This window comes from Paenibacillus sp. J31R98 (genome assembly GCF_056269245.1).
This window is the reverse complement of record NZ_JBWDNO010000003.1, coordinates 372,107-396,644: the sequence shown is the minus strand read 5'-3', so window position 1 is coordinate 396,644 and position 24,538 is coordinate 372,107. Positions and strand designations below refer to the sequence as shown.

Annotated in this window: 21 protein-coding genes; 14 read left to right on the top strand and 7 right to left on the bottom strand. The window is 53.1% G+C overall.

The window, feature by feature from the left end; translation table 11 throughout:
- Nucleotides 1–6: 6 nt before the first annotated feature.
- The 4 genes from AC0YNX_RS15445 (at nt 7) to AC0YNX_RS15430 (ending at nt 8,305) form a co-directional block, all read left to right on the top strand.
- Nucleotides 7–906, top strand: coding sequence for a carbohydrate ABC transporter permease (locus AC0YNX_RS15445; protein ID WP_475816565.1), 900 nt, complete (start codon nt 7–9; stop codon nt 904–906).
- A 186-nt stretch (nt 907–1,092) separates the two neighbouring features.
- Nucleotides 1,093–2,745, top strand: a complete 1,653-nt coding sequence (locus tag AC0YNX_RS15440; RefSeq protein WP_475816564.1) for a type 2 periplasmic-binding domain-containing protein — start codon at nt 1,093–1,095, stop codon at nt 2,743–2,745.
- An 85-nt stretch (nt 2,746–2,830) separates the two neighbouring features.
- Nucleotides 2,831–5,143: a glycoside hydrolase family 3 N-terminal domain-containing protein gene (locus AC0YNX_RS15435; RefSeq protein WP_475816774.1), complete on the top strand. Its 2,313-nt coding sequence runs from the start codon at nt 2,831–2,833 to the stop codon at nt 5,141–5,143.
- Nucleotides 5,144–5,146: 3 nt separating this feature from the next.
- The gene (locus AC0YNX_RS15430; RefSeq protein WP_475816563.1) at nt 5,147–8,305 is read left to right on the top strand and encodes an alpha-mannosidase; all 3,159 of its coding nucleotides are present in this window, start codon (nt 5,147–5,149) and stop codon (nt 8,303–8,305) included.
- A gap of 144 nt (nt 8,306–8,449) precedes the next feature.
- Here the strand turns inward: AC0YNX_RS15430 and AC0YNX_RS15425 are convergent, their stop codons facing one another.
- Together AC0YNX_RS15425 and AC0YNX_RS15420 are read right to left on the bottom strand one after the other, a co-directional pair.
- Complete coding sequence (locus tag AC0YNX_RS15425) at nt 8,450–8,665, bottom strand: hypothetical protein (protein WP_475816562.1); 216 nt, start codon at nt 8,663–8,665, stop codon at nt 8,450–8,452.
- A 23-nt stretch (nt 8,666–8,688) separates the two neighbouring features.
- Complete coding sequence (locus tag AC0YNX_RS15420) at nt 8,689–9,279, bottom strand: DUF3238 domain-containing protein (RefSeq protein WP_475816561.1); 591 nt, start codon at nt 9,277–9,279, stop codon at nt 8,689–8,691.
- Nucleotides 9,280–9,419: 140 nt separating this feature from the next.
- Here AC0YNX_RS15420 and pdaA point away from each other — a divergent pair, with 140 nt between their 5' ends.
- Nucleotides 9,420–10,226, top strand: coding sequence for a delta-lactam-biosynthetic de-N-acetylase (gene pdaA, locus AC0YNX_RS15415; RefSeq protein ID WP_475816560.1), 807 nt, complete (start codon nt 9,420–9,422; stop codon nt 10,224–10,226).
- Nucleotides 10,227–10,295: 69 nt separating this feature from the next.
- Here pdaA and AC0YNX_RS15410 read toward each other — a convergent pair whose 3' ends face one another.
- Nucleotides 10,296–10,862 carry a MerR family transcriptional regulator gene (locus AC0YNX_RS15410; RefSeq protein WP_475816559.1) on the bottom strand — a complete coding sequence of 189 codons (567 nt, stop codon included), beginning with the start codon at nt 10,860–10,862 and terminating at the stop codon, nt 10,296–10,298.
- A gap of 381 nt (nt 10,863–11,243) precedes the next feature.
- On the opposite strand from AC0YNX_RS15410, the gene AC0YNX_RS15405 reads away from it, so the two are divergent.
- Nucleotides 11,244–11,534, top strand: coding sequence for a CD3324 family protein (locus tag AC0YNX_RS15405; protein WP_475816558.1), 291 nt, complete (start codon nt 11,244–11,246; stop codon nt 11,532–11,534).
- A gap of 374 nt (nt 11,535–11,908) precedes the next feature.
- Here the strand turns inward: AC0YNX_RS15405 and AC0YNX_RS15400 are convergent, their stop codons facing one another.
- Nucleotides 11,909–12,853: a prohibitin family protein gene (locus AC0YNX_RS15400; protein WP_475816557.1), complete on the bottom strand. Its 945-nt coding sequence runs from the start codon at nt 12,851–12,853 to the stop codon at nt 11,909–11,911.
- Nucleotides 12,854–12,984: 131 nt separating this feature from the next.
- Between AC0YNX_RS15400 and AC0YNX_RS15395 the strand changes: the two genes are divergently transcribed.
- Nucleotides 12,985–13,221, top strand: coding sequence for a DUF6953 family protein (locus AC0YNX_RS15395; RefSeq protein WP_475816556.1), 237 nt, complete (start codon nt 12,985–12,987; stop codon nt 13,219–13,221).
- Nucleotides 13,222–13,264: 43 nt separating this feature from the next.
- Here the strand turns inward: AC0YNX_RS15395 and AC0YNX_RS15390 are convergent, their stop codons facing one another.
- Nucleotides 13,265–13,573 (bottom strand): hypothetical protein, encoded by a 309-nt coding sequence (locus AC0YNX_RS15390; RefSeq protein WP_475816555.1) that lies wholly within the window; start codon nt 13,571–13,573, stop codon nt 13,265–13,267.
- Between the two features lie 100 nt (nt 13,574–13,673).
- Here AC0YNX_RS15390 and AC0YNX_RS15385 point away from each other — a divergent pair, with 100 nt between their 5' ends.
- Nucleotides 13,674–14,390, top strand: coding sequence for a pirin family protein (locus tag AC0YNX_RS15385; protein ID WP_475816554.1), 717 nt, complete (start codon nt 13,674–13,676; stop codon nt 14,388–14,390).
- A 75-nt stretch (nt 14,391–14,465) separates the two neighbouring features.
- Here the strand turns inward: AC0YNX_RS15385 and AC0YNX_RS15380 are convergent, their stop codons facing one another.
- Entirely contained in the window at nt 14,466–14,765 is a 300-nt protein-coding gene (locus AC0YNX_RS15380; RefSeq protein ID WP_475816553.1) for a hypothetical protein, read from the bottom strand.
- Between the two features lie 162 nt (nt 14,766–14,927).
- Between AC0YNX_RS15380 and AC0YNX_RS15375 the strand changes: the two genes are divergently transcribed.
- The 6 genes from AC0YNX_RS15375 to AC0YNX_RS15350 all read left to right on the top strand — a co-directional run bounded on the left by AC0YNX_RS15375 (nt 14,928) and on the right by AC0YNX_RS15350 (nt 23,104).
- A complete protein-coding gene (locus AC0YNX_RS15375; RefSeq protein WP_475816552.1) occupies nt 14,928–15,080 on the top strand; it encodes a hypothetical protein in 153 nt (50 codons plus the stop codon).
- A 444-nt stretch (nt 15,081–15,524) separates the two neighbouring features.
- Entirely contained in the window at nt 15,525–16,874 is a 1,350-nt protein-coding gene (locus AC0YNX_RS15370) for a response regulator (protein WP_475816551.1), read from the top strand.
- Entirely contained in the window at nt 16,871–19,672 is a 2,802-nt protein-coding gene (locus AC0YNX_RS15365) for a sensor histidine kinase (protein ID WP_475816550.1), read from the top strand. Before AC0YNX_RS15370 ends, AC0YNX_RS15365 begins: the two co-directional genes overlap by 4 nt.
- 116 nt (nt 19,673–19,788) lie before the next feature.
- Complete coding sequence (locus AC0YNX_RS15360) at nt 19,789–21,267, top strand: ABC transporter substrate-binding protein (protein ID WP_475816549.1); 1,479 nt, start codon at nt 19,789–19,791, stop codon at nt 21,265–21,267.
- A 95-nt stretch (nt 21,268–21,362) separates the two neighbouring features.
- Complete coding sequence (locus AC0YNX_RS15355; RefSeq protein ID WP_475816548.1) at nt 21,363–22,268, top strand: carbohydrate ABC transporter permease; 906 nt, start codon at nt 21,363–21,365, stop codon at nt 22,266–22,268.
- A 2-nt stretch (nt 22,269–22,270) separates the two neighbouring features.
- Nucleotides 22,271–23,104 (top strand): carbohydrate ABC transporter permease, encoded by an 834-nt coding sequence (locus AC0YNX_RS15350; protein ID WP_475816547.1) that lies wholly within the window; start codon nt 22,271–22,273, stop codon nt 23,102–23,104.
- 683 nt (nt 23,105–23,787) lie between these two features.
- On the opposite strand, the gene AC0YNX_RS15345 is transcribed toward AC0YNX_RS15350, so the two are convergent.
- On the bottom strand, nt 23,788–24,498 hold the full coding sequence (locus tag AC0YNX_RS15345) for a Crp/Fnr family transcriptional regulator (protein WP_475816546.1): 711 nt from the start codon (nt 24,496–24,498) through the stop codon (nt 23,788–23,790).
- Nucleotides 24,499–24,538 lie beyond the last annotated feature (40 nt).

The window sequence follows — 24,538 nt, the reverse complement described above, 5'->3', positions numbered from 1 at the left end:
GACAACATGATCATTCAACAAAAAATCAGAGAACCGATCGGCGATCGTGCCCTGCTTGGCGTCGTCTATACGCTGCTTGCCCTGCTGACACTGACGGTACTTTACCCATTGGTATACATTTTAAGCTCGTCTTTCAGCTCGCCTGATGCGGTCGTGTCCGGACAGGTCTGGCTGTTCCCCGTGGAATTCTCCTTACGGGCGTACAAGTCGATCTTCCAAAGCACGCAGCTGATGTTAGGGTTCTACAACAGCATTATCTATACGATAGTCGGTACGTTCATCAACGTTGCATTCACCGTATTAATGGCATTCCCGCTCTCGCAGCGGACGATGCCAGGCCGCAAGTACATCATGATTCTGATGATGATTACGATGTTTTTTAGCGGCGGACTCATACCAACTTACCTTTTGGTGAAAAATTTACACATGCTGGATACGCGCTGGGCGCTTTGGCTTCCAGGGGCGTTCTCGATCTTCCAGGTCATTATTGCAAGAACCTTCTTCATGTCTTCCATTCCGAATGAGCTGCAGGAAGCTTCGCAAATTGACGGCTGCCGGGATATCCGCTACTTATGGAGCGTCGCGCTGCCGCTATCCAAGCCGATTATTGCGGTTATGACGCTTATGTATGCGGTTGGGCACTGGAATGCGTACTTTGATGCGCTGATCTATCTGCGGTCGGAGAATCTCTTCCCGCTGCAATACGTACTGCGTAATCTGCTCATTCTGAATGCGGCAGACCCTCAGATGCTGGCGAACACCGCCCAAGGCTTGCGAGACAAGGGCTTCGAACAAGTACTGAAATATGCGCTCATCGTCGTCGCCTGCGTACCGGTACTCATTATGTATCCGTTCGTGCAGAGACACTTTGTTAAAGGGGTTATGATTGGTTCTTTGAAGGGCTAATTATCATAGCAGCTGATGTGAATTCTGGCTGGAGGTGAGGCGGCAGGGCGAAGCGTCTGTATTAGCAAGTTGATTGCAACATGAAGCAGGGGGAACTGTCTGAGGGTGACTTCAAGGCAGGTGCAGCAAACTTTAGACCAATCACAAGGGGGAACCGCTTTGAAAAAGTCAATCTTGGTATCTTTAATGCTTATACTAATCAGCAGCATCGTACTGTCCGCTTGCGGCAGCAGCAGCAACAACAAAGGAAACACAGCCTCTTCGAACACAGAGAACAGCACCAACGCAGGAGCATCGAACGGTGCGGCTGAGACGCCTTCTGAGCCGGTAGATCTTGGCTTCTTCGCTCCACAAGGCAAAGCGCCATTGGAAGATAACGATTATACAAAGTATATTGAGAAGAAGTTCAATGTAAAAATTAAGTGGGATCTTGCGCCAACAGACGCGCTGGTTGACCGCAGACAGCTGCTGCTTGCGAGCGGCGACTATCCGGAAGTGTTCCTGGAAGGGAAATTCACGACTTCGGATTTGACGACTTACGGCAAGCAAGGCGTGCTCATTCCGCTTAACGATCTGATCGACAAGTACGCGCCGAACATTAAGGCTATGATGGAGAAGAAGCCTTATATGAAAGAAGCGATGACAGCGCCAGACGGCAACATCTACGGCATTCCTCGTCTCAATGAGTGCTACCACTGCACATTCTCGCAGAAGTATTGGATCAACCAAGCTTGGCTGGACAAGCTCGGCCTGAAAGTACCTACAACGACTGATGAACTGTATACAGTGCTTAAAGCATTCAAGACACAAGATCCTAACGGCAACGGCAAAGCAGACGAAATTCCGCTTACTGGCGCACCGAACAAGTATGTTTGGAACGGCAACATCGATGCTTACCTGATGAACTCCTTTATTTATAACGATAACGACAAGTATTTGACTGTAACAGACGGCAAGGTTGATTTTGCTGCGAACAAGCCGCAGTGGAAAGAAGGTCTTGCTTACATGCACAAGCTGTACAGCGAAGGCTTGATCGACAAAGCGGCATTCACGCAGAATGACCAAGCGGTTGGCCAGCTCGGCCAGCGTGAAGGCGACGAAATCGTCGGTTCCATCACGACAGCGCTTGTCAGCTACCTTGTAAAAACGTTTGAAGATAAAGACGAGCGTCAGAAGCACTGGGTTATCGTACCTCCGCTCAAAGGACCAGATGGCGTACAGCTAGCCGGCATGTCCCAAGGCATCAGCGAGTTCCCATTCACAATTACGAATAAAGCAAGCGAAGCGCAACAAATCGCAGCAATCAAAATCGCAGATTACGCTTATAGCGAAGAAGGCGCGCTTCTCAGCGAATACGGCATGAATGAAGGCATCGGCTGGAAGAAAGCTGATGCTGGCGAATTGAATATTTCCGGCCAGCCAGCCAAATACAGCTTCTCCAACCTGAAGGCGGCTGATCCGAATGTCGTTCGCAATGACAGCTGGACGCTGCTTGGACCAAAAGATCTGTCGAAAGAATTCCGCGACCTGTTCGCAACAGCTCAAGATCCGTTGACTGGCGCAGGCTACGAGAAGCGTCTTGCTGACGCAACAGCAACTTATGCACCATTTGCTCCGAAGGAAACATATCCGTCCGGCGCTTACGTGAAACCGGAAGATACAGATACAATTGCGCAGCTGGCGACATCCATCAAGGATTATGTAAGCTCCAACATGGCGCAGTTCATTATCGGCGATAAGGACGTTGAGAAAGACTGGGATAGCTATGTGAAAGGGTTCGACGGTCTGAACCTTGCACAATACATCCAGATCTATCAGTCCGCTATCGAGAAGAAGTAATTATAGAAATGCGAATAGCAGGAAGTATGCCTCTCGGGCATACTTCCTTCTGTCATTATCTTGGGGAAGAATGGGGAGAATGATTATGCGATATAAGGATGCGGCGCAACCCATTGCAGAACGGGTGAAGGATCTGCTGGCGAGGATGACGACGGAAGAGAAGATCGGTCAGCTGACACAGCCTTTCGGTTGGAAGACGTACGAGAAGAGGGAGGATGGCACCATTGCGCTAAACGCTGAGTTTCAAGAACAGGTTCGCAAGGGTGGCATCGGTTCGCTTTATGGTACGCTTCGTGCCGATCCTTGGACGGAGGTGACGCTTGAGAACGGGCTGTCTCCGGCTGATGGAGCACGTGCAGTCAACGAAATTCAACGTTTCGTGATGGAGGAGTCACGGCTTGGCATCCCGATTCTGTTCGGAGAAGAGTGCTCGCACGGCCATATGGCAATTGGCGCGACGGTATTCCCGATTCCGCTGCTAATTGGCAGCACGTGGAATGTGCCGCTCTACGAAGAGATGTGCCGCGCGGTTGCGCTTGAGACGCGCAGCCAAGGCGGGGCGGCGACTTACTCGCCGGTACTCGACGTCGTTCGCGATCCGCGCTGGGGACGTACCGAGGAGTGCTTCGGCGAGGATCCTTACTTGATTGGCGAGCTGGCAACAGCTTCCGTGCAAGGGCTGCAAGGGGATTCACTGGACGGGGAAGGCAGCTTGATTGCGACCTTGAAGCATTTTGTGGCGTATGGCGCTTCGGAAGGCGGACGCAACGCCGGTCCTGCGCATATTGGCAAGCGGGAGCTGCATGAGGTCGACTTGTACCCGTTCCGCAAAGGCGTGGAAGCAGGAGCGATGTCGATTATGCCGGCGTACAACGAGATCGACGGCGTGCCGTGCACTTCGAATGAAGAGCTGCTGAATGGCGTGCTGCGCGAGGAATGGGGCTTCGACGGATTCATCATTACGGACTGCGGCGCTATCAATATGCTGGCATGGGGTCATGATGTCGCGAAGGATGGCGCAGAAGCTTCTGCAATATCGCTTAAGGCAGGCATTGATATGGAGATGTCCGGGGCGATGTTCGGCGTGCATTTGCAGGAGGCGCTCCACCAAGGCATAATTGCAGAAGAGGACTTGGACCGCGCAGCTGGCCGAGTGCTGGGAGCGAAGTTCAAGCTCGGCTTGTTCGATCGCCCTTATGTGGACCCTGCTGCAGCGGAGCGCATTATCGGCAGCAAGGAGCACCGCCAATTGGCGCGGGAGATTGCGCGTCAAGGTATCGTGCTGCTGAAGAACGAGGCAGGTACGCTTCCGCTCTCGAAAGCGGGAACTGGCAAGATTGCTGTCATCGGACCCAATGCGGACAATATCTACAATCAGCTGGGCGATTACACGTCTCCGCAGCCGCGCGAGAACGTCGTTACGCTGCTGGGCGGGATTCGGGAGACGCTTGGCAATGGCGAGGCGGATCGCGTGCTGTATGCGCCGGGCTGCCGCATTCAAGGCGATTCCCGTGAAGGCTTCGCTTCTGCACTCTCTGCTGCGGAGCAGGCGGATGTGGTGGTGCTCGCGCTTGGCGGGTCCAGCGCGCGCGACTTTGGCGAAGGGACGATCGACCTGCGTACAGGTGCATCGGTTGTATCGGGTCTCGCGCAGAGCGAGATGGAGTGCGGGGAAGGGATTGACCGCACGGGTCTTCATCTAATGGGCGTACAGCTGGAGCTGGCGCAGGCCATTCATAAGCTCGGCAAGCGGCTCATCGTTGTGTATATTAACGGCCGTCCAATTGTAGAGCCGTGGATTGAAGAGCATGCCGACGCCATTGTTGAAGCTTGGTATCCAGGCCAAGAGGGCGGCGCAGCGCTAGCAGATATTCTGTTCGGGGATGTGAACCCATCCGGCAGACTGACGATCTCTGTGCCGAAGCACGTCGGCCAGCTTCCGGTGTATTATTATGGCAAGCGCAGCAGAGGCAAGCGTTACCTGGAGATGGATGTGAAGCCGCGCTATCCGTTCGGCTACGGGCTGAGCTATACGACTTTCGAGTACAGCAGCTTGACTCTGTCGTCGGAGCAGATTGCAGCGGACGGCGAGACGGTCGCGACGGTGAAGGTAACGAATACTGGTACAGTAGCAGGTACTGAGGTTGTTCAGCTGTATGTTGGTGATAAAGTGAGTTCGATCACGCGTCCAGCGAAGGAGCTTAAGGGCTTCGCTCGCGTAGCGCTTGAGCCGGGAGAGACTCGTGAGGTCAGCTTTACGATTGGCAGGGAACAGCTGCAAATGCTGGATCGGCAGCTTAAGCCGGTTGTCGAACCGGGAGAATTTGAGATTATGGTTGGAAGGCACGTAGAAGACGTAATAGGAGCAACGCTTGTCGTTAGCACAGAAGAGGTGTAAGGAATGTATCGTATTCATCGTTTTATTCGGAATTTATCGGAACGCCAGTGGGCGGAGCAGGTGCCGCTTCTGGATTGGAACATGCGCAAGGTAAATTATATTCTGCCAGGGCAGTATGAACCGCTTGAAGGCAGCGAAGAGACAAGCTTGCTGAGCGATATGAAGCTCGACGGCAAGCATGGCATTACTTATTTTCTAACGAAGAAAATAACGATTCCTGCCGAGTGGGAGCACGGAACGGCTGGTTTAACGGTTAGCGGCGGCGGGGAAGGGCTGCTGCGCGTGAACGGCGACTCCTATCAGGGGCTGGATCGTAATCATAATTTTGTACCGTTGTATCTGGACGGAGTAGGCCATACGCCTCTGCTTGAGATTGAGCTGTATGATCCGATTCCCGAGCCGTTCGATCCGCTGAACAATCAGGAGACGAAGGCTCAGCCTATCACGCAGTATGACATTACGCTTGTTCGTGTGAATAAGCCCGTGCAGAGCTTGCTGCGCAGTGTGCAGGCTGTATATGAAACGATGCGACTGCTGCCGGAATCGGATGCGGATCCTGCTCGCCAGCAGATGCTGGATCTGTTGTATGCGACGATGGGAGAAGCGGAAAGTTTGACAGAAGCGCAGTGGCGAGATGGAGAGCGAATTGCGGAGATCGAGCAGTCGCTTGCTGAGCGCGTGCGTGGACAGTTCCCTGCGGGTCCATTGCAAGGGAAGATGCATATGGTCGGCCAGTCGCATATTGATATTGCGTGGCTGTGGCCTGTCCGCGAGACAGTTCGCAAAGTGAGCCGTACGTTCTCGACGATGACGTCGCTGATGGAGGAGTATCCGGACTTCGTTTATTCGCAGAGCCAGCCGCTGCTGTATGCTTTTGTGAAGGAACAGGACCCTGCCCTCTATGCCAAAATCAAACGTGCGATCGCAGAGGACCGCTGGGAGCTCGTCGGCGGCATGTGGATCGAGCCGGATCTGAACATCCCGAGCGGGGAGTCGCTCGTTCGTCAATTACTGCATGGTCAGCTCTTCTACGACGAGGAGTTCGGCAAGCGTGCTACGATTGAATGGCTGCCGGATACGTTCGGCTATAGCGCATCGCTGCCGCAGATTCTGAAGCTTGCGGGAATCGACTATTTCATGACAACGAAGCTCAACTGGAACGACACGAACAAGTTCCCTCATGAGCTGTTCCGCTGGGTCGGCATCGATGGAACCCCGATCGTTTCTTACTTGAATCACGGCGTTAATGAGCATACACGGCCTAAAGATGTGAAGGAACATTGGGAAGCTTACCGCCAGAAGGATAAGCTGGACGAGCTGATGCTTCTTTACGGTCATGGTGACGGTGGCGGCGGCGTAACGCGCGAGATGGTGGAATTCGTGCATCGCACTGATCTGATGCCGGGTCTTCCGGTAAGCCGCTTCAGTACGGCAAGCGCGTTCTTCGAGTCCGTCTCGCATGTAGCGGATACACTGCCGGAGTGGCATGGCGACCTCTATCTGGAGCTGCACCGGGGAACGCTGACGACGCATGGACGGAACAAGCGGTATAACCGTAAAGCTGAGGTGCTGTACCGGAACGCTGAGATCTGGGGCACGTTCGCCAAATTGTATGCGGGAGCGTCTGGGGATGCGGCTCTTGAAGCGCTGAACAAGGGCTGGAAGCTAATGCTGCTGAACCAGTTCCACGACATTATTCCGGGAACGGCGATTACGGAATCTTACGTAACCTCTACTGCTGAGTATGAAGAGGTCTTCGCGCTTGGTAATCAAGAGCTTGACCGTGCACTTCGTGCGATTGCTGGCCAGGTTTCATCTGCTTCGGTATCTGGCTCTGTTGAAGGTACGCCGTATGTCGTGTTCAACAGCCTCGGCTGGGAGCGGGATGAGACGGTTCTGATCCAAGGCGGTCTGGAGCTGGCAGGCAAGAATGCGTTCGATGAAGCGGGCAATCCGCTCAAGTCGGATTGGATCGCAGGAGCGGATGGAGTTAAGCCGGCATTGGCGGTTGCTGTAACGGGCATTCCAGCCTTCGGCTATAAGACGATCTGGTTGAAGGAAGCGGCAGGTACTGGTGTCGGTGCTGATGCTGGTCGTGAAGGGCATTCGGATATGGCGGTTTGGGAAACGCCGCACTATAAGCTGGAATTCAACGAGCGCGGTGAGATCACTCGTTTGTTCGATAAAGCGGCGGAGCGCGAGGTTCTGCCGGAAGGCGCGAAGGCGAACGAGCTTCAATTCTTCCATGACAGACCGCTGTATTGGGATGCATGGGATATTGATGCGAAGTATGAGCAGAATCGTGCGGGAGAGGCTGAGCTTCTGAATCGGAAGGTCGTTGTATCCGGCGAAGCGCTTGATATTCTTCGCTTCGAATGGCGCTTGAACGAGTCGCACATTACGCAGGATCTGATCCTGTATCATCATGAGAAGCGGATCGATTTCAAGACGCGAGTACAGTGGCATGAGAGTCATAAGTTATTGAAAGTTGCATTCCCTGTCGATGTTCTGGCGACGAAGGCGACTTATGAAATTCCGTTCGGTGCCTTGGATCGTCCGACGCATCGGAATACAAGCTGGGAGCAGGCGCAGTATGAAGTGTGCAGCCATCGCTGGGCAGACGTATCAGAAGGCGGCTATGGTGTCAGCCTCCTGAATGATTGCAAGTACGGCTATGACGTTAAGGACAGCGTGCTGCGCTTGTCGTTGCTGCGTGCGCCGAAATGGCCGGATGCGACAGCTGACCAAGGCGAGCACGAGTTCACATACTCGCTCCTGCCGCATGCTGGCGACTGGCGCTCGGCAGATGTCGTTCGCCGGGCAGCCGAGCTGAACAGCCCGACGGTTGCAGTTGCAAGCGAAGGCGCGACCGGTGCGAGCGGAAGTTCGCTGCCATCGGCACAAGCGATGCTGCAGCTGGACAGCCGCACGGTTATTCTCGATACCGTGAAGCAAGAGGAGCGCGGAGCAGGTACCATTATGCGCTTCTACGAATCGACGGGCAGCCGCGATCGGATTACGTTGCGCCTGCCTGCATCTACGAAGCGGGCGAGCATCGTCAACTTGCTGGAAGAAGAGCTCGAACCGTGTAGCATCAGCGCGGGCGGAACGATCACGTTGTCGTTCAAGCCGTTTGAGATCAAGTCGATTAAGGTGGAATAGCTGCAAGCAGCAAAGAACCTCCAGCACCGCGAGTGATTCGCGGCTGCTGGAGGTTCTTTTTTTTGCATAAGGGCTAACGAACCGTATCCCCGGCAATGCTTGCGGCTCGGAACAGTCCATGCCGCGCAGCCGAGCGGAGATTCTCTATCGCCGCCGAATCTCAAAAAACTCGCAAGCCGAGCGGTCGTGATACGCCACATCGCTAACGCTGGATTGGCTAACGACGGTGTTCTCGTCGAAGCGGATAATGACGCCGTCCGAATCGACGATATGATCGTCTTTGAAGACACGAAGCCGGAACTGGCGCTCCATCGCCTCGGTGAAATCTTCATCCGTCACTAAACGGCGGTACAAGGCCATAATCGCCACTCCTTCCTCATCCTCTATAGATTACGTTCGAAATGATACTCCATCTCGCCGGCCATCGCTGCCGGGGTGTCGCCCGTCACGCGAAAATCATGCGTATACAGCTGCTCGAAATCGCCGAAGTCGACCTGCTTATAAAACTCGTAGCAAGGGAAGCCGTCGTGGCTGCCTCGCACCTCAACTTTGCCGTCTTCGCCATGCACCGTGATATGCAGCTCATAATCTACCGTCGGAGCTTCCGCGCGAAGCGGATTGGCTGCGCTCGCCTTCATGACGAATGAGCAGGACATCGCTTCCCAAGCTTCGGCTTCTACCGTAACACCGTCCGTCGGCGCTTTGCCTTGCTTCATCTGCGATACGCCGCCAGGCATCGTCTGCCGCAAAGTGGTGTAGCCTGTATTCGCGAACGTGAACAGCTTGCGCTTCACAAAGTCAACGACGACCTCCTGTTCCACGCGGGAACGTCCCGTATTGACCGTCGCTGGCGAGAATTCGCGCGCGTCACCTGCATATTCATTTATGATGCCGGTTTCCGGATCTGTCGCGGCCGGAAGCCACTGCAGCCCTCCAATAAATACACTGCCGCGGATTTTTACAATCGTAGCCATCTGTTTAACATCGCCTCTCCCTACCACATCTGCTTCGCCTATTCTAACATAGAACAGCACTTTACATAAATTCCCGAGCATAGTGAAATCCTACTACTACAGGCAAAACCAAGCATGAAGGTAGGGAATTGACGATGACGATGCGAAATCGACGCGCCTTGTTCAGCATAACCATGGCAGCCGTGCTTGCGGTGGCGGTGGTGCTGCTGTCTAGTTCTTCTGCAAGCGCAGTTGGTGCGCCACATGGCGGGCCGTATCATTTTGGATTCAAGAGAAGCGTTGGTGGTGCGCTGCCCTCCATTAAGGAGGAGGGATTTCAGCCTGTCCTTGAGCAGCATGGAGCGATCTTTCTAGGCGATACGAAGCAGAAGGAGCTGTACTTGACCTTCGACAATGGCTACGAGAACGGTTATACGAGCCGGATTCTTGATGTCCTCAAGGAGAAAAGCGTTCCGGCCATCTTCTTCGTGACCGGTCATTATGTGAAGGACAAGCCAGAGCTCGTGAAGCGAATGGCGGTGGAAGGGCATCTGATTGGCAACCATTCCTGGAGCCATCCGGACATGAGCGTCATCTCCAGCAGCCAAATCCATACGGAGCTTGCGAAAGTGAAGACGGCGGTTGCCGAACTGACCGGACAGCAGGAGATGGCGTATCTGCGCCCGCCGAGAGGGATATTCAACAGCCGGGTGCTGGCTGTGAGCAAGGAGCAGGGGTATACGAGCGTGTTCTGGTCGGTCGCTTACCGGGACTGGGAGCCGAATGCGCAGAAGGGTTGGCGCTATGCGTATGACAACGTGATGAAGCAGCTGCACCCTGGCGCGGTCATTCTGCTGCATTCGGTATCGAAGGACAACACAGAAGCACTCGGACAGATTATCGATGCAGCCAGGCAGCAGGGGTATACGTTTAAGCCGCTGAACGAGCTGGCGACGAAGAGCTATTAATACGTAGCGGCGCACGACAAAATGAAGAAGCCCGGTTCCCTCCTCAAGGGTAACCGGGCTTTGCTGTGACTAGAACCAGACAAATAACGATCGGAACAAGCCGCGTTTGCGAGATGGCAGTTCGGTTGAGGAGGCTGCCGTTTCAGCAGCTGCGACGGCAAGCTCGGACATAACCGATGCTGGCCTTCGGGACATCTCGAGCGATACGGCAAGCTGCTCGACCATTCGGCGCAGCTCGTCGAGCTCCGCGCGGTGCTGCAGCACTTGGGCGGCGACGACTTCGTCGGCCTTCTGCTCCAGCCTGCGCTCGACGGAGCGAATGCGCGCCAGCAGATCGCTCTCCTCGGTAGACGCCGCAGAAGCTGCGACTTCCAGCATTGCTTCGTTGTAGGGCTGCTGTGCTGCCTGCTCCGGTACTGGCCTATGATCTGGCAGTACGATTTGATCCATCGTCTCTCCGTTCTCGAGCGCGGCCTTGATGAGACCGAGCATGGCGAGATCCTGCTGCGTGAAGATATAGTGTCCGAAGCGGTCCTTTTGGAAGTAGTGCGGGAAGTGGGAAGCCCAGCGTTTGACCGTTGTTTGGCTCACGTTCAGCGACTCAGCTGCATCCTTGCTTTTAACAAGTTCCATCATTCCAATCACTCCGTTCAGATGTGTTATATACCCAGATATTCGCGCTCCAGAAGCCTGTCCCTGCACGGGTGACAAAGGAAGTGTTCATTCGCTAAACAAAGTGGTTTTGCGCTAGTTATCGCGCAGAATCAGGACCGGAGCAGGAGAACACATCGTAATGGCGAATGTAAATAATGGTAATAGTTGGTGATAGTAGGCAATATGATTACTCTGGATGAAAGGAGGGTATGCGTATGATGTCACGATTGACTAGAAGCTCTATGCAAGGTCTACACTATAAACAACGGCGGTTGTTTGTATGGAGCTTCGCAAGATCTACCGCCTAGTTTGTAGGATAGACTTTGCTACCTTAAAGAATTTATTTTAAGGAGCAGAGCGAATATGAAATATACGAACGCAGATGTTATTTTCCCGGCAGAATTGTTGAGGGAAATACAGAAGTATGTGAGCGGCGGCATGGTATACATACCAACGCCTGAAGGCTCGAAGAAGCAATGGGGAGAAAATTCCGGCAGCAAGCAGATGCTTATACGCAGAAACGCAGAAATTCGCGAACGGTTTTCCGCTGGCATGACCATCGACGAGCTTTCGTCGCGCTATTGTCTCTCATGCGATAGCATCAAAAAAATTGTCTATAACCGGAGTAAACCGGCAAAAGTCGCATCGGACTAGTGGATGCGACTTTTTTTATACCCCAAACGACTCTAATTGTTTGTTATATATAACCGGATGGAGCCATCCTCTATAATGACCTTATTCATATGAATAAATGAACGAAGAGGGGGCAACGCCATGCCGAAATCAACTCGCGGAAAAGCACTTTGGAACACCCCGTCCCACGCGCGAGGAACTTGTCCTGCATGTGGAACGACGAGAATCAAGCTGCTATACTCCCGGTCCAGAACAGACGGGAAGATTATAAAAGTATGCAAGCTTTGCCGCAATGCGTCACAAGCGAGGCTGGACGGTATTTCGTCCTAAGGAGCTGCTTATAGCAATAAAGAAGCGGCGCAGGATTCACTCCTGCGCCGCTCTTTGCTGCTTCATTATGGCTGCTTGCTCTCGCTCACGTTCGCGCTATCTGATGCCGCCGCATCAACCGCCGCTTTATCCGCGTCCTCCGAGCCGCTCGCGCTTGCGACCGGTACATTCGCACTGCTGCTGCCTGCCAGCGAATTGACATCAATAAATGGTGTCGCGCCGCCTGTTACACTTGGCAGTCTGCCGTCCCATTTATCGACCGCCATCTCCTGCACCTCGATCTGCTTCAGCGAGATAAGCTCAGGCGTTACTTCCTGCTTCTTCAGCTTGAGCGACTCCGCTTCCGCCTGCGCCTGAGCGATCTTCTGCTTCGCTTCAATCTGCACGCGCTTGAGATCGTTCTCCGCCTTCAGCGCTTGCTGCTGCGCCACTTGCTTCGCCTCAATCGACTGGTTGAACGCATCAGAGAACTTGAAATTCACGATGTTAATATCGGCGACGATGAGGTTGTATTTGCCGAGCCGCGTCGTCAAATGCTCCCTCACTTCGGCTGCAACGATGTCGCGCTTGGCTATCAGGTCTTCCGCTGGATAACGCGCCGTTACTTCTTTCACAATTTCTTGTATCGCCGGATTCACGATAACGTTATCGAAGGAGCCGCCGACGTTGTTCATCAGCTTATAGGCTGCTGCTTTATCAACGGAATAGTTGACGGCAACATGCGTGGATACCGGCTGAAGGTCTTTGGAAGAAGCCGAAGTATCGGTCTCTGCCTTGGTCACCTGCACGTTCACTTGAATGATGCTCTGCACGAACGGGATTTTCATATGAATGCCAGGCGCCAGTATGTTATCATTCAGTTTGCCGAACGTTTTGTACAAGCCGACGTTGCCGTACTGGACGGTGGCAAAGCCGTTGAAAGCGATAATGAGGCCGACGACGATAAGAGCCGAGAGCCAGATATACGGCTTAAAGTTCACTTTCTTCGTATTCGGTTCGACGACATGCATGCATGAACCCCTCCACAATCGTTTTTTTGAAACGAGCTGCTACTCATAGGTATGCGTTTGATAAGGATACATACGGATTTTCGGGGCAATGGTAACAATAGATTCAACATAAAAAGAAGGAGGCTTGGACCATGGAGCATACAGCACAGGAAGTGGCGGAGTGGATGATTAAGGAGCTGCAATCGGTGGGCATTCTGCGCCAGGAGCAGGCTGTAGCGCATATTAAAGGGCAGTACGGCGAGCATTTCATCTACGTGAATGAGAACGGCAATGAGTCAATCGACAAGGAAGTAAAGAAGGCATTCAAAAAGCTGCACGGCGGGCGTGCAGCTTGGGAGCGGGACGGGTTTTTCTGGGCTTGGACGTAAGTCCGCTGGGGCTAGATACGAGACATTTCTGCTTATGTGGGGTTTAGACGTTGTAGTCGATTTTGCCATCAGCCAGAATCGTTAGTTTCGCATCGGCGTTGTTATATTCGACGAGTCCGTGTGTAGAATAATACCATGTCTTCTTGTCGACAGCGCCGCTCTCAATCACGAAGATATTCAGCTCATCGTTGTGCCGGCAAATATCATCCGCAATGGCGGTATCAGCCAGATCGATGGTCAGCCTCCAGCCTTCGCGATCGCTCGCAGGGGTAATGGCAAAGCTCACCTCATGCTTCTTCGAATCGAGAAATAATCGGCCGCCAACAGTGTGGCGAATGTACAAATGATCCATAACGATCCCTCCTTGACATGCTAACTATAGCACATTATTATACTTACATAAAGTAAGTAGGTATACAAAATTTTAATGAGATAAAGGAGTGTCCTACCTTATGATTACGACATATCCGGCTTCATCGCGGTATTCGGGTGATATCGGCTGGCTTCAGTTTAATTTTAGTTTCTCTTTCGCGGATTATTACGATCCGAACAACATGAATTTTGGTCCGCTGCGGGTATTTAACGAGGACTATATTCAGCCAGGCAAAGGATTCGGCACACATCCGCACCGCGATATGGAGATCGTGACCGTCGTAATCAGCGGCGAGCTGGCGCATGAGGACAATACGGGCGGCAAAGAAGTTCTGCGCGTAGGCGAGGTGCAGCGGATGACGGCCGGAACAGGCATCCTGCATTCCGAGGTCAATTCGTCGAGCACGGAAGTGGCGAACATTATGCAGCTGTGGTTCCTCCCAGAGGCGAAGGGGCTTACGCCATCTTATGAGCAGAAGCCATTCGATCAGAACGCGATGGTCAATGCGCTGTTGCCAATCGTGTCGCAGAGCATCAAGGGCGAGTCGATTACGTCGATCCATCAGGATCTAACAATCTATCTGTCCAAGCCGGAAGCGGGCAAGACGGTTACCTTTAACCAAGCCCCTGATCGCAAAATCTATCTGTTCGTCATTGAAGGCGACATTACGCTTAACGGCGCTAACCATCTGAACCGCAGCGATGCGGCGCGTATCACGGATGTGACCGAGCTTACGATCACGTCGGAGAACGGCGGGAAGTTCATGCTGATTGATTTGCCGGGTATTGATTTATAAGTAGTGGTTGGAGGTACAGCCCCATGGTTTGGGGGCTGTGCCTTTTTTGATCCAAGGGCATTTCGAGGGGTTCATCTATTGCTCTTCGATGAACAAGAAGTAACCGTCTGATTTCTTCAGTATTAGCTTCTGTTCTGAATCTTCATGGGGCATTTGATAAATTTCGAATTTTAGATTGGTCCACGTTGTAACTGAACCAATTTTGTTTCCTACATCCCCATTATACTTTGAATCTATGGTGTAAATTTTTTTATGAAATACATATCGGGTTTCCCCTTGGGAGAGAATGGGCTGCTTCTTAGAACTGTTCGTTCCTGAACAAGCTGGCAGGAGCAGAGAACTGGCTAATAAAAGGATGAAAATTCCTTTTAACATGACTGACCTCCATATTGAGAAATGGACCGATGATGGTTTCGCTTATAACATCGACAAAAGCGCTATTCGTTGTGAATTGCCACCACCGGAGCTGCATAAGTCACGCCGATGCCGTCAACAATAAAGAGTATCTATCACTCTAGTAAACGGAGGGGATTCTCTATGAATTACAGACCGGCAGAGCTGGACGGCCAGGCGCTTGCGCGGCTGCAGCAGCTTGAAGCAGAGCTGAGACAGCTGACCTCGGACAACAATCTCGTTATTGTTGCCTATCAAGGTTCCGCGGAGCGGTTCGAGTCACAGGGCGAGCAATAGATTGAGAAGGAAATTTGGAGCACGGGCTTCGCTGAGGCGGGGACGTGCTCTTTTTTTTGTGAGATAGCAGGTATACAAGGGCCGCCAGGTGGGAGAATCCAGGTTAGTTAGTTGAATTTCGGAGCCGAGAGCACAAATGTGTGCTCTCAGCCAACATTCGGTGGATTTTGGATGCTGAGAGCACGTATACGTTCTCTCAGCGAGAGAAACAAGGTTAGTTAGTTGAACTTCGGAGCCGAGAGCACAAATGTGTGCTCTCAGCCAACATTCGGCGGATTTTGGACGCTGAGAGCACGCATGCGTTCTCTCAGCGAAAGAATCCAGGTTAGCTCCAGCAACTTTGGAGCCAGGCGCATATACGGGTCATCCTAAATTACGGATTGACAAAACTTGTCTATATCCCTTAGTGTTGGGGCATAATCGAGGCGATGAGAGGCGATTTACATGGTAAAATTGCTAATCGTAGAAGATGAGAAAGAGATTCGCGAAGGGCTTGCCGCTTGGGGCTGGGAATCGGTCGGCATCGAAGTCACCGGCACTTGCGCACATGGTTTGGAAGCGCTTCAATTTATTTCGGAGCGACCGGTCGATATTGTGCTGACCGACATTCGCATGCCGTTCATGGACGGCATCGAGCTGATGGAGGTGCTGCACCGGCAGTATCCGTTCATTCATGTTGTTATCTTATCCGGGCATAGCGATTTCGCGTATGCGCAGCGGGCGATCCAGCACGGCGCGGTCGATTATTTGCTCAAGCCGGTCCAATTCACCCAGCTGGCGCATACGTTCGAGCAGCTGGTCCTTCGCCTGCGCGAGAAGAAGCAGGCGGAGCACCGCGAGCTCGTGCTGCAGCGCAAAGCGGCGCAGCTGACGATGGTGCTGCGCGAACGCTTCCTGCACCGGCTCGTTCAAGGGCCTATGAAGGCGGACGAGCTGGAGCATGGAGCCTCCGAAGGCGAAGTGCTGCTGCATAGCGAGTGGTACGCCGCAGCGGTTGTCCGGCTGGACCGGCTGCAGGGAAGCAGAATCAGCCTGCCCGAACGGGAGGCGAAGCTGCTCGCGTTCTCGCTCGATAACATTATTACAGAGCTATGGGATGCCAAGGAGCTTGGCTACCATCTAGTCGAGCCAGGTGGCGGCAGCTTCATGCTGATTGCCGTTCACCGCGAGGCAGCGGAGCAATTCGAGTTCATTCCGGAGCTGCTTGTGAAATACACCGGATTGTTCAAGTCCACCTTCTCGCTTGGCATCGGCCCGCTCGTGCAAAGCCCGGAGGAACTGTATCGCTCATTCCTCTCCGCGCAGCAGACACTTGCCCGTAGCGCCGAATCGGGGTCTATCTGCTACGGTGCTGCCGTACTACAAGTGGAGGAAGGGGATATCCCCCGTGACGCTTCAGCCGCCTATTCCATCCAGACAGAGCCGCATTCGCACAGCGGGGAAGCGAGGCAGGACCAGCTGGCTCTTCTGCAAGCTAAGCAATTCATTCAAGACAACTACAGCCGCAGCATTACGCTCAAAGAAGTGGCGGACCACGTCTATCTATCACAGAGCCATCTGTCCTTGCTCTTTAAGGAGCGGGGAGAAACCTACCTCAAGTTCCTCACCTCCATTCGCATGAAGAAAGCCACCGAGCTGCTCGTTACGACCCACATGAAAATCTACGAAATAGTCGAGTTAGTCGGTTACTCGGACGCTGCGTATTTCACGGAAATCTGCAAGAAGCATACCGGCAAAACACCGAATGAGCTCCGCGGCAAAGCAGGCGGCAAGCTCGGGAGGAATAGCGAATGAGCTGGATGCGGAGCAAGCTAAGTCCGACGGTCGGCCGGATCGTGATCCTATCGGTGCTGCTGACGCTCGCTTGCCAGGTCGCGCTTGTCTATATCGGCCTGACGTACGCGAGCTCGATCGGCAAGACCATCAATGCCAAACGGGTCGAGGGCGTTCTCGATCAGTTCCAGAAAAATATGCAATACCAGCTGAGTGACGTGAACAATCTGCTCCTGCTGCTTCAAACGCCGGAATTTAACGATTTTTTCAAGAATCAGATGATGCTTCGGGACGAATTCACCGTTGCCCGCGAGAAGCAGAAGCTGCTCAGCAAGCTGAACGGCCTTCGCTTGTCTCCATCGCTCATAAGCTCCATCTACTTCATCGGTGCCGATACCAACCAACAGTCCCTTCACAAAATAACGACGTCCTCCCGTTTCGACGAGCTGCCGAATCTCCAAACCGAGGTGCTGCGCAGCTCCGGACTTGAAGAGATGTTCTTGCCGTCCCACGACCAATTTACGGTGTATAGCAAGGATGACTTCTCCCGCCACTTTCACACGGACAACAAGCTGCTGACACCAGAGAATATTAAAGGCTTGAATCTGTTTATCCGCAGCATTCAAGATCATCTCGTCATTACGAACGGGAACGAGAATGGAGTTTTCATCTTCATTGTGCTGGATGACCGTTTCTTCGAACAGGCGCTGCCGCTGAAGAAGATCGAGCATACGCAGTTCTCTCTTGTGGGGCCGGATAATCGGGTGCTCTGGTCTACTGCAGAGGGCCAGCTAAAGCAAACGATCGCAAGCGGCGATTCCGCGAAGAGCGTCAGCAATATCGCCTACACCAACAGCGTCAAGGAACTGTTCCCGTTCAAGCTAAGAATCGTCTATTCCGAGGAAGCGAACTCCCACCTCTCGTTTCGATCGAGACTCATGATGAGCATGATCGGCGTGGCGCTGATAACTCTGCTCATGACGTTATTAATCAGTCTTTTTTACTTGAAGAAAGTATTTAAGCCATTCCGAATCATTTCGCGCAAAATCAAAAATCAGCCGATTAGCCAAGAGGATGATCTGGTCCTTCGCTCCTTGCCAGACAATATTGTCCGCAAAGGGTTTCACTCCATCTCCATTCGGAACAAGCTCATTCTGGTCTTGTTCTTGGCGGTCAGCCTGCCGGCGATTACGGACGGGGTCTTGTACGCGCGTTTTCTGTCCCACAACGTGAAGAGCGAGATGGTGGAGTCGGTGGAGGAGATCGGCAACTTCTCGGTGGTCAGCATTCGCAACCGTGTGCGCTCGATGGAGACGATGATGAATGAGATTGCGGTGAGCCAGAACTTCCGGGATTATTTTCTGAAAGCGAAGAACCCCGTCATTAACGAGAACGGAAGCAGTTACAGATTCAATCTGTCCGTCTTCCCGGGTCTCGACGATGTGGCTTATTTCGTGCTGCTGGACGAGAACGGCAACTGCATCTACTCTTCGGTCTACTCGAATAACCGGGAATTCTTCAATATGGACGATAACTATTTGCTGGCCGATCAGGAAGGGCCGTATTGGATATCCGGGTTCAAGGATGTGTTTCATCGCAGCTCCACCGCCGTCGTGAAGCGCATTGATCCAATCGATCTATCGGGCAATACGTATCTGCTCTTGGTGCCGAAGGAATCCGTATTCAAAAATGTCGAGTCGGGGTTCACCGATGCGTACTATGCGATTCAAGATGAGAAAGGGAAGCTGATCTACCAATCGCTGCAGAGGAGCGACATGTCGCAGACGGATCTGCTGCGGTTCTCGGAGCAGATTCCGGAGAAGAACTGGCACCTTACAGTCGATTATATGTTCGGGGAGGTGCTGGAGAAGAACAGCGTCTACCAGGAACAGTTTCTGCTGAGCATCGTCATCGAATTTATGGCTTCAATCGCTGTCGCTTTCTTCATTGCGAACCTGTTGTTTAAGCCGATTAAGGAATTGCGCGATGCGATGGAGCGTGCCGGCGCCGGCCGTATGGCGAATCAGGTCCCTTCGGCAGAGAGCAATGAGATTGGCGATATCATCCGCAGCTATAACAGCATGATCGCGAGGCTCGATCAGACTGTGCGGGAGAACATGAGCATCATGGAGGAGAACGCGGCTACGAAGATTCGCGAGAATCACCTCATTGCGATGAAAAAGCATGCGGAGCTCGAGATGCTGCAGGCGCAGATCAATCCGCATTTTCTGTACAACACGCTCGAGACCATTAACATGCAGAGCATGAAGAATGGCAACAACGACATCAGCACCATCGTCGGCTCGCTCGCAGACCTCCTTCGTTACAGCATCTCCAAAGGAGCAGATACGTCGCTGCTTGCGCAGGAGATGAATCACGCGATGAACTATTCGACCATTCAGCTGATCCGCTTCGGGCATAGCTTTACGGTGGAATGGGATATTCCGGAGGAGCTGGGTCAAGTCCGTGTGCTGCGATTTATTTTGCAGCCGCTCATTGAGAACGCCATTAAGCATGGCTTTGCCGGCTGGGAATCAGGCGGGATCATTCGCGTCAGCGCTTCGATGCAGGGAGAATGGCTGCAGCTCACCATAAGCGACAACGGTGTCGGGATGGATAAGAAGACGCTCGCCCGGATGCAGGCTGAGCTTGCGCGGGATATGGACACATGGCGAAGCGAGCGCGACGAGGGCGGAATCGGGCTCAGCAATGTCTATCACAGGCTGAAGCTGTTCTATAAGGATCAGATGTCGATGAACATTACGAGCGGGCTGATGAAAGGGACGGTTATTGAGATGGCTTTTGTCCCTGAGAAATGAGGAGGTTTACCATAGAAATCGGAGATTTACCCCATACAAGCGCTTACATCGCGGATGCTATCCTTGATTACAGGAAGTGAATACACACTTTCAACATGACCTTAGGGGGAAGTCGAATGAGGAAGCTGGCATCATTGTTGGCCATCTCGGCTATGTTAACAGCTACGCTATCGGCGTGCGGAAGCGACAATAATGGCTCATCCGGCAACACGAACACGGGTAGCTCAAACACCAATGCGAATGCATCCACGAATACATCGAACAATTCTTCCAGCAACACCTCTTCAAATGCAGCAGCGGATAATACGGCTAACAGCGGCAACAACGCAGCAGCCGCAGACTCCGGCGAAGTAGTGACGATTCGTACAAGCATTACGGAAGGCGAATTGTCGAAGGATCAGATTGCCGAGTTCGAAGCCGCACATCCGAACATCAAGGTCGAAGTCGACAATGTCGATGCTACGAAGCTGGCTGCAGAGCTGGCGACCGGCGACGCACCTGATATTATCCGAATCAGCGGCGCGTTCGAAGTATCGAACTATGTCATCAAGGGGCTTGCGCTGGATCTGACCCCTTATATTGACTCCAGCACGGTCATTAACAAGGACGATCTCGTTCCGATTGCGGACGTATTCCGTTTCGATGGTAAAACGATCGGCCAAGGTCCGATCTACGGCCTGCCAAAAGACTGGTCCAACGACTTCGCGCTCTTCTATAACAAGAAGGTGTTCGATGCCGCGGGTGTAGAGGTTCCGGATGCTAGCAAGCCGCTCACATGGCCGGAAGTCATGGATCTGGCGAAGAAGCTGACGAAGAAGGAAGGCGGCAAAGTGACGCAGTATGGTCTTGCCGCTACGGAGTGGGGCTTAACGGAGCCGAACTTCAACCAAATGCTGCAATACCTGCTCAGCTCCGGCGCTTCGATCAGCTCCGCAGACAATGCAACGATGGACTTCAACCAGCCAGCAGTCAAAGACTATATCAATATGTGGACAGATGCCGTGAAGAGCAACGTCGGTCCGAACTCGGTCAACAACGATCAGACGAACGGCGGCACGCTGTTCCTGGATGACAAGGCCGGCCTCTTGATTGACGGCTACTGGTATAGCGGCGTTATTCGCGGCAACGAGAAGGCGAAAGCGCATCTCGACGACTTCGGCATGCTGCCTACGCCAATCGCTCCGGGAGGCACTCGCGTAGCTCCGACAGGCGGTGCAACAGGCGCAATTATCTACTCGGGCTCGAAGCATCCGAAGGAAGCATGGACATTCTTCGAATGGTTCTTCGGCGGCAAACCGGCGGATGACCGTGCGAAAACAGGCTGGGGTCTTCCAATCTTCAAGAGCAAGATGGCACTGCTTCCGCAAGAGACGAACTTCGATAAGCAAACGTATGGCGTGCTTCAAGATGAGCTGAACTACTCCAAGCAGTACCTCCAAGTGAATCCGTACCTTGGCGGCGGCGGCTGGGCGATCTTCAGTAAATATGTCACACCGATCTTCTTCGGCAAGTCTACGGTAGATGACGCGGTCGCAGGCATGACCAAGGATGCGAACGTGGCGGTCACCGAAGCGAAGAGCGCCATCGGCCAATAGCACGGATTCGGGGAGAGTCGTTAACGCCGAGCTCTCCCCTCTTCTGTTCAATTCGTAATTCGTAATGTCTCTTTCGATAGAGGAGTGGAATCGTAATGAAAGAGAAGAATCGACGCATCGTCGCGTTCTACCTCATGATCTCGCCATGGTTTCTTGTCTTCCTTATATTCGGCCTGTTCCCGATGCTGTACGGCTTGTATCTCAGCTTCACGAACTACTACGGCTTCAATATGCACAAGCTGAAGTGGGTCGGCTTGCATCAATATCAGACGCTGCTCACAGACAGCGATGCGGTTCATGCGATGGGCAGGACGCTCATCGTGACAGCGCTCAATGTTCCGCTCAGTACGATCATAGGGCTTGGCCTTGCATTGCTGCTGAACAGACGGCTAAGAGGCGCAAGCATCTACCGGACGATCTTCTATTTGCCTTCGATTGTGCCGGTCGTCTCGAGCGTGCTGATGTGGAAGTTCATGTTTTCGAGCAACGACGGTATTCTGAATGGCATTTTGGAGTTTCTGCATATACCGGCGGTCAACTGGATGGGCTACGATCATGCAAGGTTATCGCTGCTCATTATGCTGCTATGGGGAGCGGGGGGCGGCGTTCTCGTTAACCTCGCTGGACTCAAAGGAATTCCGCGCGATCTGTATGAGGCAGCCTCCATCGATGGCGCTTCGTCCTTCCAGGGTCTGAGGCGGATTACACTGCCGCTGATGACGCCGATTATTTTCTTCAACGTCGTGCTCGGCATTATCGGATCTCTGCAGATCTACTTGCAGCCAATCATGCTCACGCCAGGCGGAAGGCTGATGGATCGCCCGATCGACCCGAATTATCTGTACGTCGTTCATGCGTTCCAGCAAATCTTCAGCTTTCAACGGTTCGCTTACGGGATGGCGTTGCTGTGGGTCATGTTCATTGTTATTCTCGTGCTTGCGCTGGTTGTCTTCCGAACAAGCAGGTACTGGGTCTACTACGAGACGGACCAGGAGGGATAATCATGCCAACGACAGGTTCTTCACGCATAGGTTCGTTTCTGCTTTATGCGTTGTTAGTCGCATGCTCCATTGTGTTCCTGCTGCCTCTATATCTCGCGCTTGTTAATTCGCTTGAGAACTGGTACTCGGTGCCGAGGATGATTCCTGAGGTATTCAAGTGGGACAACTACAAATTCGCCACGCAGATGCTGGACTTCTGGCATTATTTTGGCAACTCGCTCATCCTGTGCGGAATTAGCGTGTTCACCTCGACATTCGTCAGCGGCCTTGTCGGTTATGCATTCGCCCGTCTGCAAGCGCCGGGACGCAGCGCGTTGTTCATGATCGTGCTCTCGACCATGATGCTGCCGGGGATCGTCACACAGATTCCGCAGTATATTCTGTTCTACAAGTTCGGATTGATCAATACGTACCTTCCGTGGATTATCGGGGGACTTGGCGGCAACGCCTTCTTCATCTTCCTCTATCGGCAATTCTTCGCGACCATTCCGAAGGAGCTGGAGGAGGCGGCGCGCATCGATGGCTGCTCAATCTTCCGCACGTACTGGAACATGTTCATTCCGCTGTCGCTTCCGGTTGTTGCGACGGTGTCGATCTTTAACTTCCAAGGCTCGTGGAGCGACTTCATCACGCCTTTCTTCTTCCTGAAGCAGGCCAAATATCCGCTCGCGACCGCGCTTACGACGATCAATTACACCGAAGGCGGATCCAATCAGATCATCCAGCAGGTGTCCGTGGCGGCAGGGGTTATCTTCATGATCCCGATTCTGATCACGTTCTTCATCGGGCAGCGGTTTATTGTGGATGGGATTGTGACGACTGGGGTGAAAGGGTGAGTGGGACTGTAACGGTTGCCACAGTGCTTATTCGCGTAAATAGGACCTGTTCTAAAATGTAACGGTTGTCAGAGTGCTTATTGGTCTCAAATCAATTGATTTCGCCGCCAATATTGCCAAATAGCCGTTCTGACAACCGTTAGAGTTGGAAATGGGGTTGCTGAGGCAGAATAGCGTTCGTGGCAACCGTTAACGTAGCCGACGAAGTGTTTAAACTCACGGTGCTATCGCTTTTACGACAATCTAGGAACTGCCTGGAATAGGCAGTTCTTTTTTTGTTTTTCGGTGGTGGTGGCGGGGATGGAGATGGGGAGAGCGGGAGAAGCCTCTCTCGAGAGACAAGCTACCGAAAGACCCCGCTCGTATGGTGCGAAGAGAGGAAAAAGCCTCTCTCAGCCCGTAGAAACGCGCGGATTTGCTGTTGAGAGAGGGAAAAGCCTCTCTCGAGAGGCAAGCCGCCTAAAGTCTGCCCTCAAAAAAACCGAGAGATCCAAAAGATCTCTCGGCCTCAAACTTACCGCAAATCCCACCAAAGACGCCTCCACGCTCGAAGAGCCGATTTTCGACTCCCGACGCCAGTCCTCGTCCCGCCTCTTGCCCCGTCCCAAGTTCCGTCCTCGCCCGTCCCACGTTCCGTCCCACGTTCCGTCCTCGTCCCGTCCCTTGCCCCATCCCTCGCCCCATCACACCCGGCAAATCTCCTTCGGGCAATTCTCGCAGAAGCACAGGTTACGCAAATAATCGAGTTTTTCGATGACAAGGTACCCGTTTTCACTTGAGATGACCTCTTCCTTCCTCAGATCGCTCAGCAGCCGATTGACACTCTCGCGCGTTGTGCCGATCATATCGCCGAGCTCCGTGTTGGTCAGCTTCTTAGTAATCTTGACGCGCCCATCCGTCTCCACGCCATAGGTGTTGCCAAGTCGAATGAGCAGCGAGCATAATGCGCCCGTCTTCCCGAACAAGATCAAATCGCGGATGCGCGTCTGCGTCAGCCTGTGCATCAGTCCCATCCACTTCATAAACTCCACGGCAAAATCCCCATGCTGCGACAGCAGTGCCTCCAGCGCTTTGCGCGGAATCGCCCCGACCACCGCATTCTCCTGCGCCTCTGCGCCGAAGGAGTGGGCTGACTCGTGAAACGGATCGACCTGGCCGAATAAATCCCCCTGTTGGTGCAAATAGATGGTCAGCTGTTTCCCTTCGTCGGTTGCTTTTGTAATCCGCACACTGCCGTTAATAAGGAAGTACAGCTTATCGGCCGGATCTCCCTCCCTGTATACATAGGAGCCTGCAGCAACTTTGCTCTCCTGCATAACGGCTTGCAGTTTGGCAAGCTGTCCGTTTGAGAAGCACGCCGTGTTCGGCGTTCCAACGCTTTGTCCGTTCGCCAAGCCAAGCCCTCCCTTCCCGTAAACGCTTTGCCTAGATCAT

Excerpts from the sequence above, each read along its gene's own strand:
- AC0YNX_RS15445 (WP_475816565.1), top strand. The coding sequence starts at position 7 with ATGATCATTCAACAAAAAATCAGAGAACCGATCGGCGATCGTGCCCTG.
- AC0YNX_RS15440 (WP_475816564.1), top strand. The coding sequence starts at position 1,093 with ATGCTTATACTAATCAGCAGCATCGTACTGTCCGCTTGCGGCAGCAGC.
- AC0YNX_RS15435 (WP_475816774.1), top strand. The coding sequence starts at position 2,831 with ATGCGATATAAGGATGCGGCGCAACCCATTGCAGAACGGGTGAAGGAT.
- AC0YNX_RS15430 (WP_475816563.1), top strand. The coding sequence starts at position 5,147 with ATGTATCGTATTCATCGTTTTATTCGGAATTTATCGGAACGCCAGTGG.
- AC0YNX_RS15425 (WP_475816562.1), bottom strand. The coding sequence starts at position 8,665 with ATGGCCTTGTACCGCCGTTTAGTGACGGATGAAGATTTCACCGAGGCG.
- AC0YNX_RS15420 (WP_475816561.1), bottom strand. The coding sequence starts at position 9,279 with ATGGCTACGATTGTAAAAATCCGCGGCAGTGTATTTATTGGAGGGCTG.
- pdaA (WP_475816560.1), top strand. The coding sequence starts at position 9,420 with ATGCGAAATCGACGCGCCTTGTTCAGCATAACCATGGCAGCCGTGCTT.
- AC0YNX_RS15410 (WP_475816559.1), bottom strand. The coding sequence starts at position 10,862 with ATGATGGAACTTGTTAAAAGCAAGGATGCAGCTGAGTCGCTGAACGTG.
- AC0YNX_RS15405 (WP_475816558.1), top strand. The coding sequence starts at position 11,244 with ATGAAATATACGAACGCAGATGTTATTTTCCCGGCAGAATTGTTGAGG.
- AC0YNX_RS15400 (WP_475816557.1), bottom strand. The coding sequence starts at position 12,853 with ATGCATGTCGTCGAACCGAATACGAAGAAAGTGAACTTTAAGCCGTAT.
- AC0YNX_RS15395 (WP_475816556.1), top strand. The coding sequence starts at position 12,985 with ATGGAGCATACAGCACAGGAAGTGGCGGAGTGGATGATTAAGGAGCTG.
- AC0YNX_RS15390 (WP_475816555.1), bottom strand. The coding sequence starts at position 13,573 with ATGGATCATTTGTACATTCGCCACACTGTTGGCGGCCGATTATTTCTC.
- AC0YNX_RS15385 (WP_475816554.1), top strand. The coding sequence starts at position 13,674 with ATGATTACGACATATCCGGCTTCATCGCGGTATTCGGGTGATATCGGC.
- AC0YNX_RS15380 (WP_475816553.1), bottom strand. The coding sequence starts at position 14,765 with ATGTTAAAAGGAATTTTCATCCTTTTATTAGCCAGTTCTCTGCTCCTG.
- AC0YNX_RS15375 (WP_475816552.1), top strand. The coding sequence starts at position 14,928 with ATGAATTACAGACCGGCAGAGCTGGACGGCCAGGCGCTTGCGCGGCTG.
- AC0YNX_RS15370 (WP_475816551.1), top strand. The coding sequence starts at position 15,525 with ATGGTAAAATTGCTAATCGTAGAAGATGAGAAAGAGATTCGCGAAGGG.
- AC0YNX_RS15365 (WP_475816550.1), top strand. The coding sequence starts at position 16,871 with ATGAGCTGGATGCGGAGCAAGCTAAGTCCGACGGTCGGCCGGATCGTG.
- AC0YNX_RS15360 (WP_475816549.1), top strand. The coding sequence starts at position 19,789 with ATGAGGAAGCTGGCATCATTGTTGGCCATCTCGGCTATGTTAACAGCT.
- AC0YNX_RS15355 (WP_475816548.1), top strand. The coding sequence starts at position 21,363 with ATGAAAGAGAAGAATCGACGCATCGTCGCGTTCTACCTCATGATCTCG.
- AC0YNX_RS15350 (WP_475816547.1), top strand. The coding sequence starts at position 22,271 with ATGCCAACGACAGGTTCTTCACGCATAGGTTCGTTTCTGCTTTATGCG.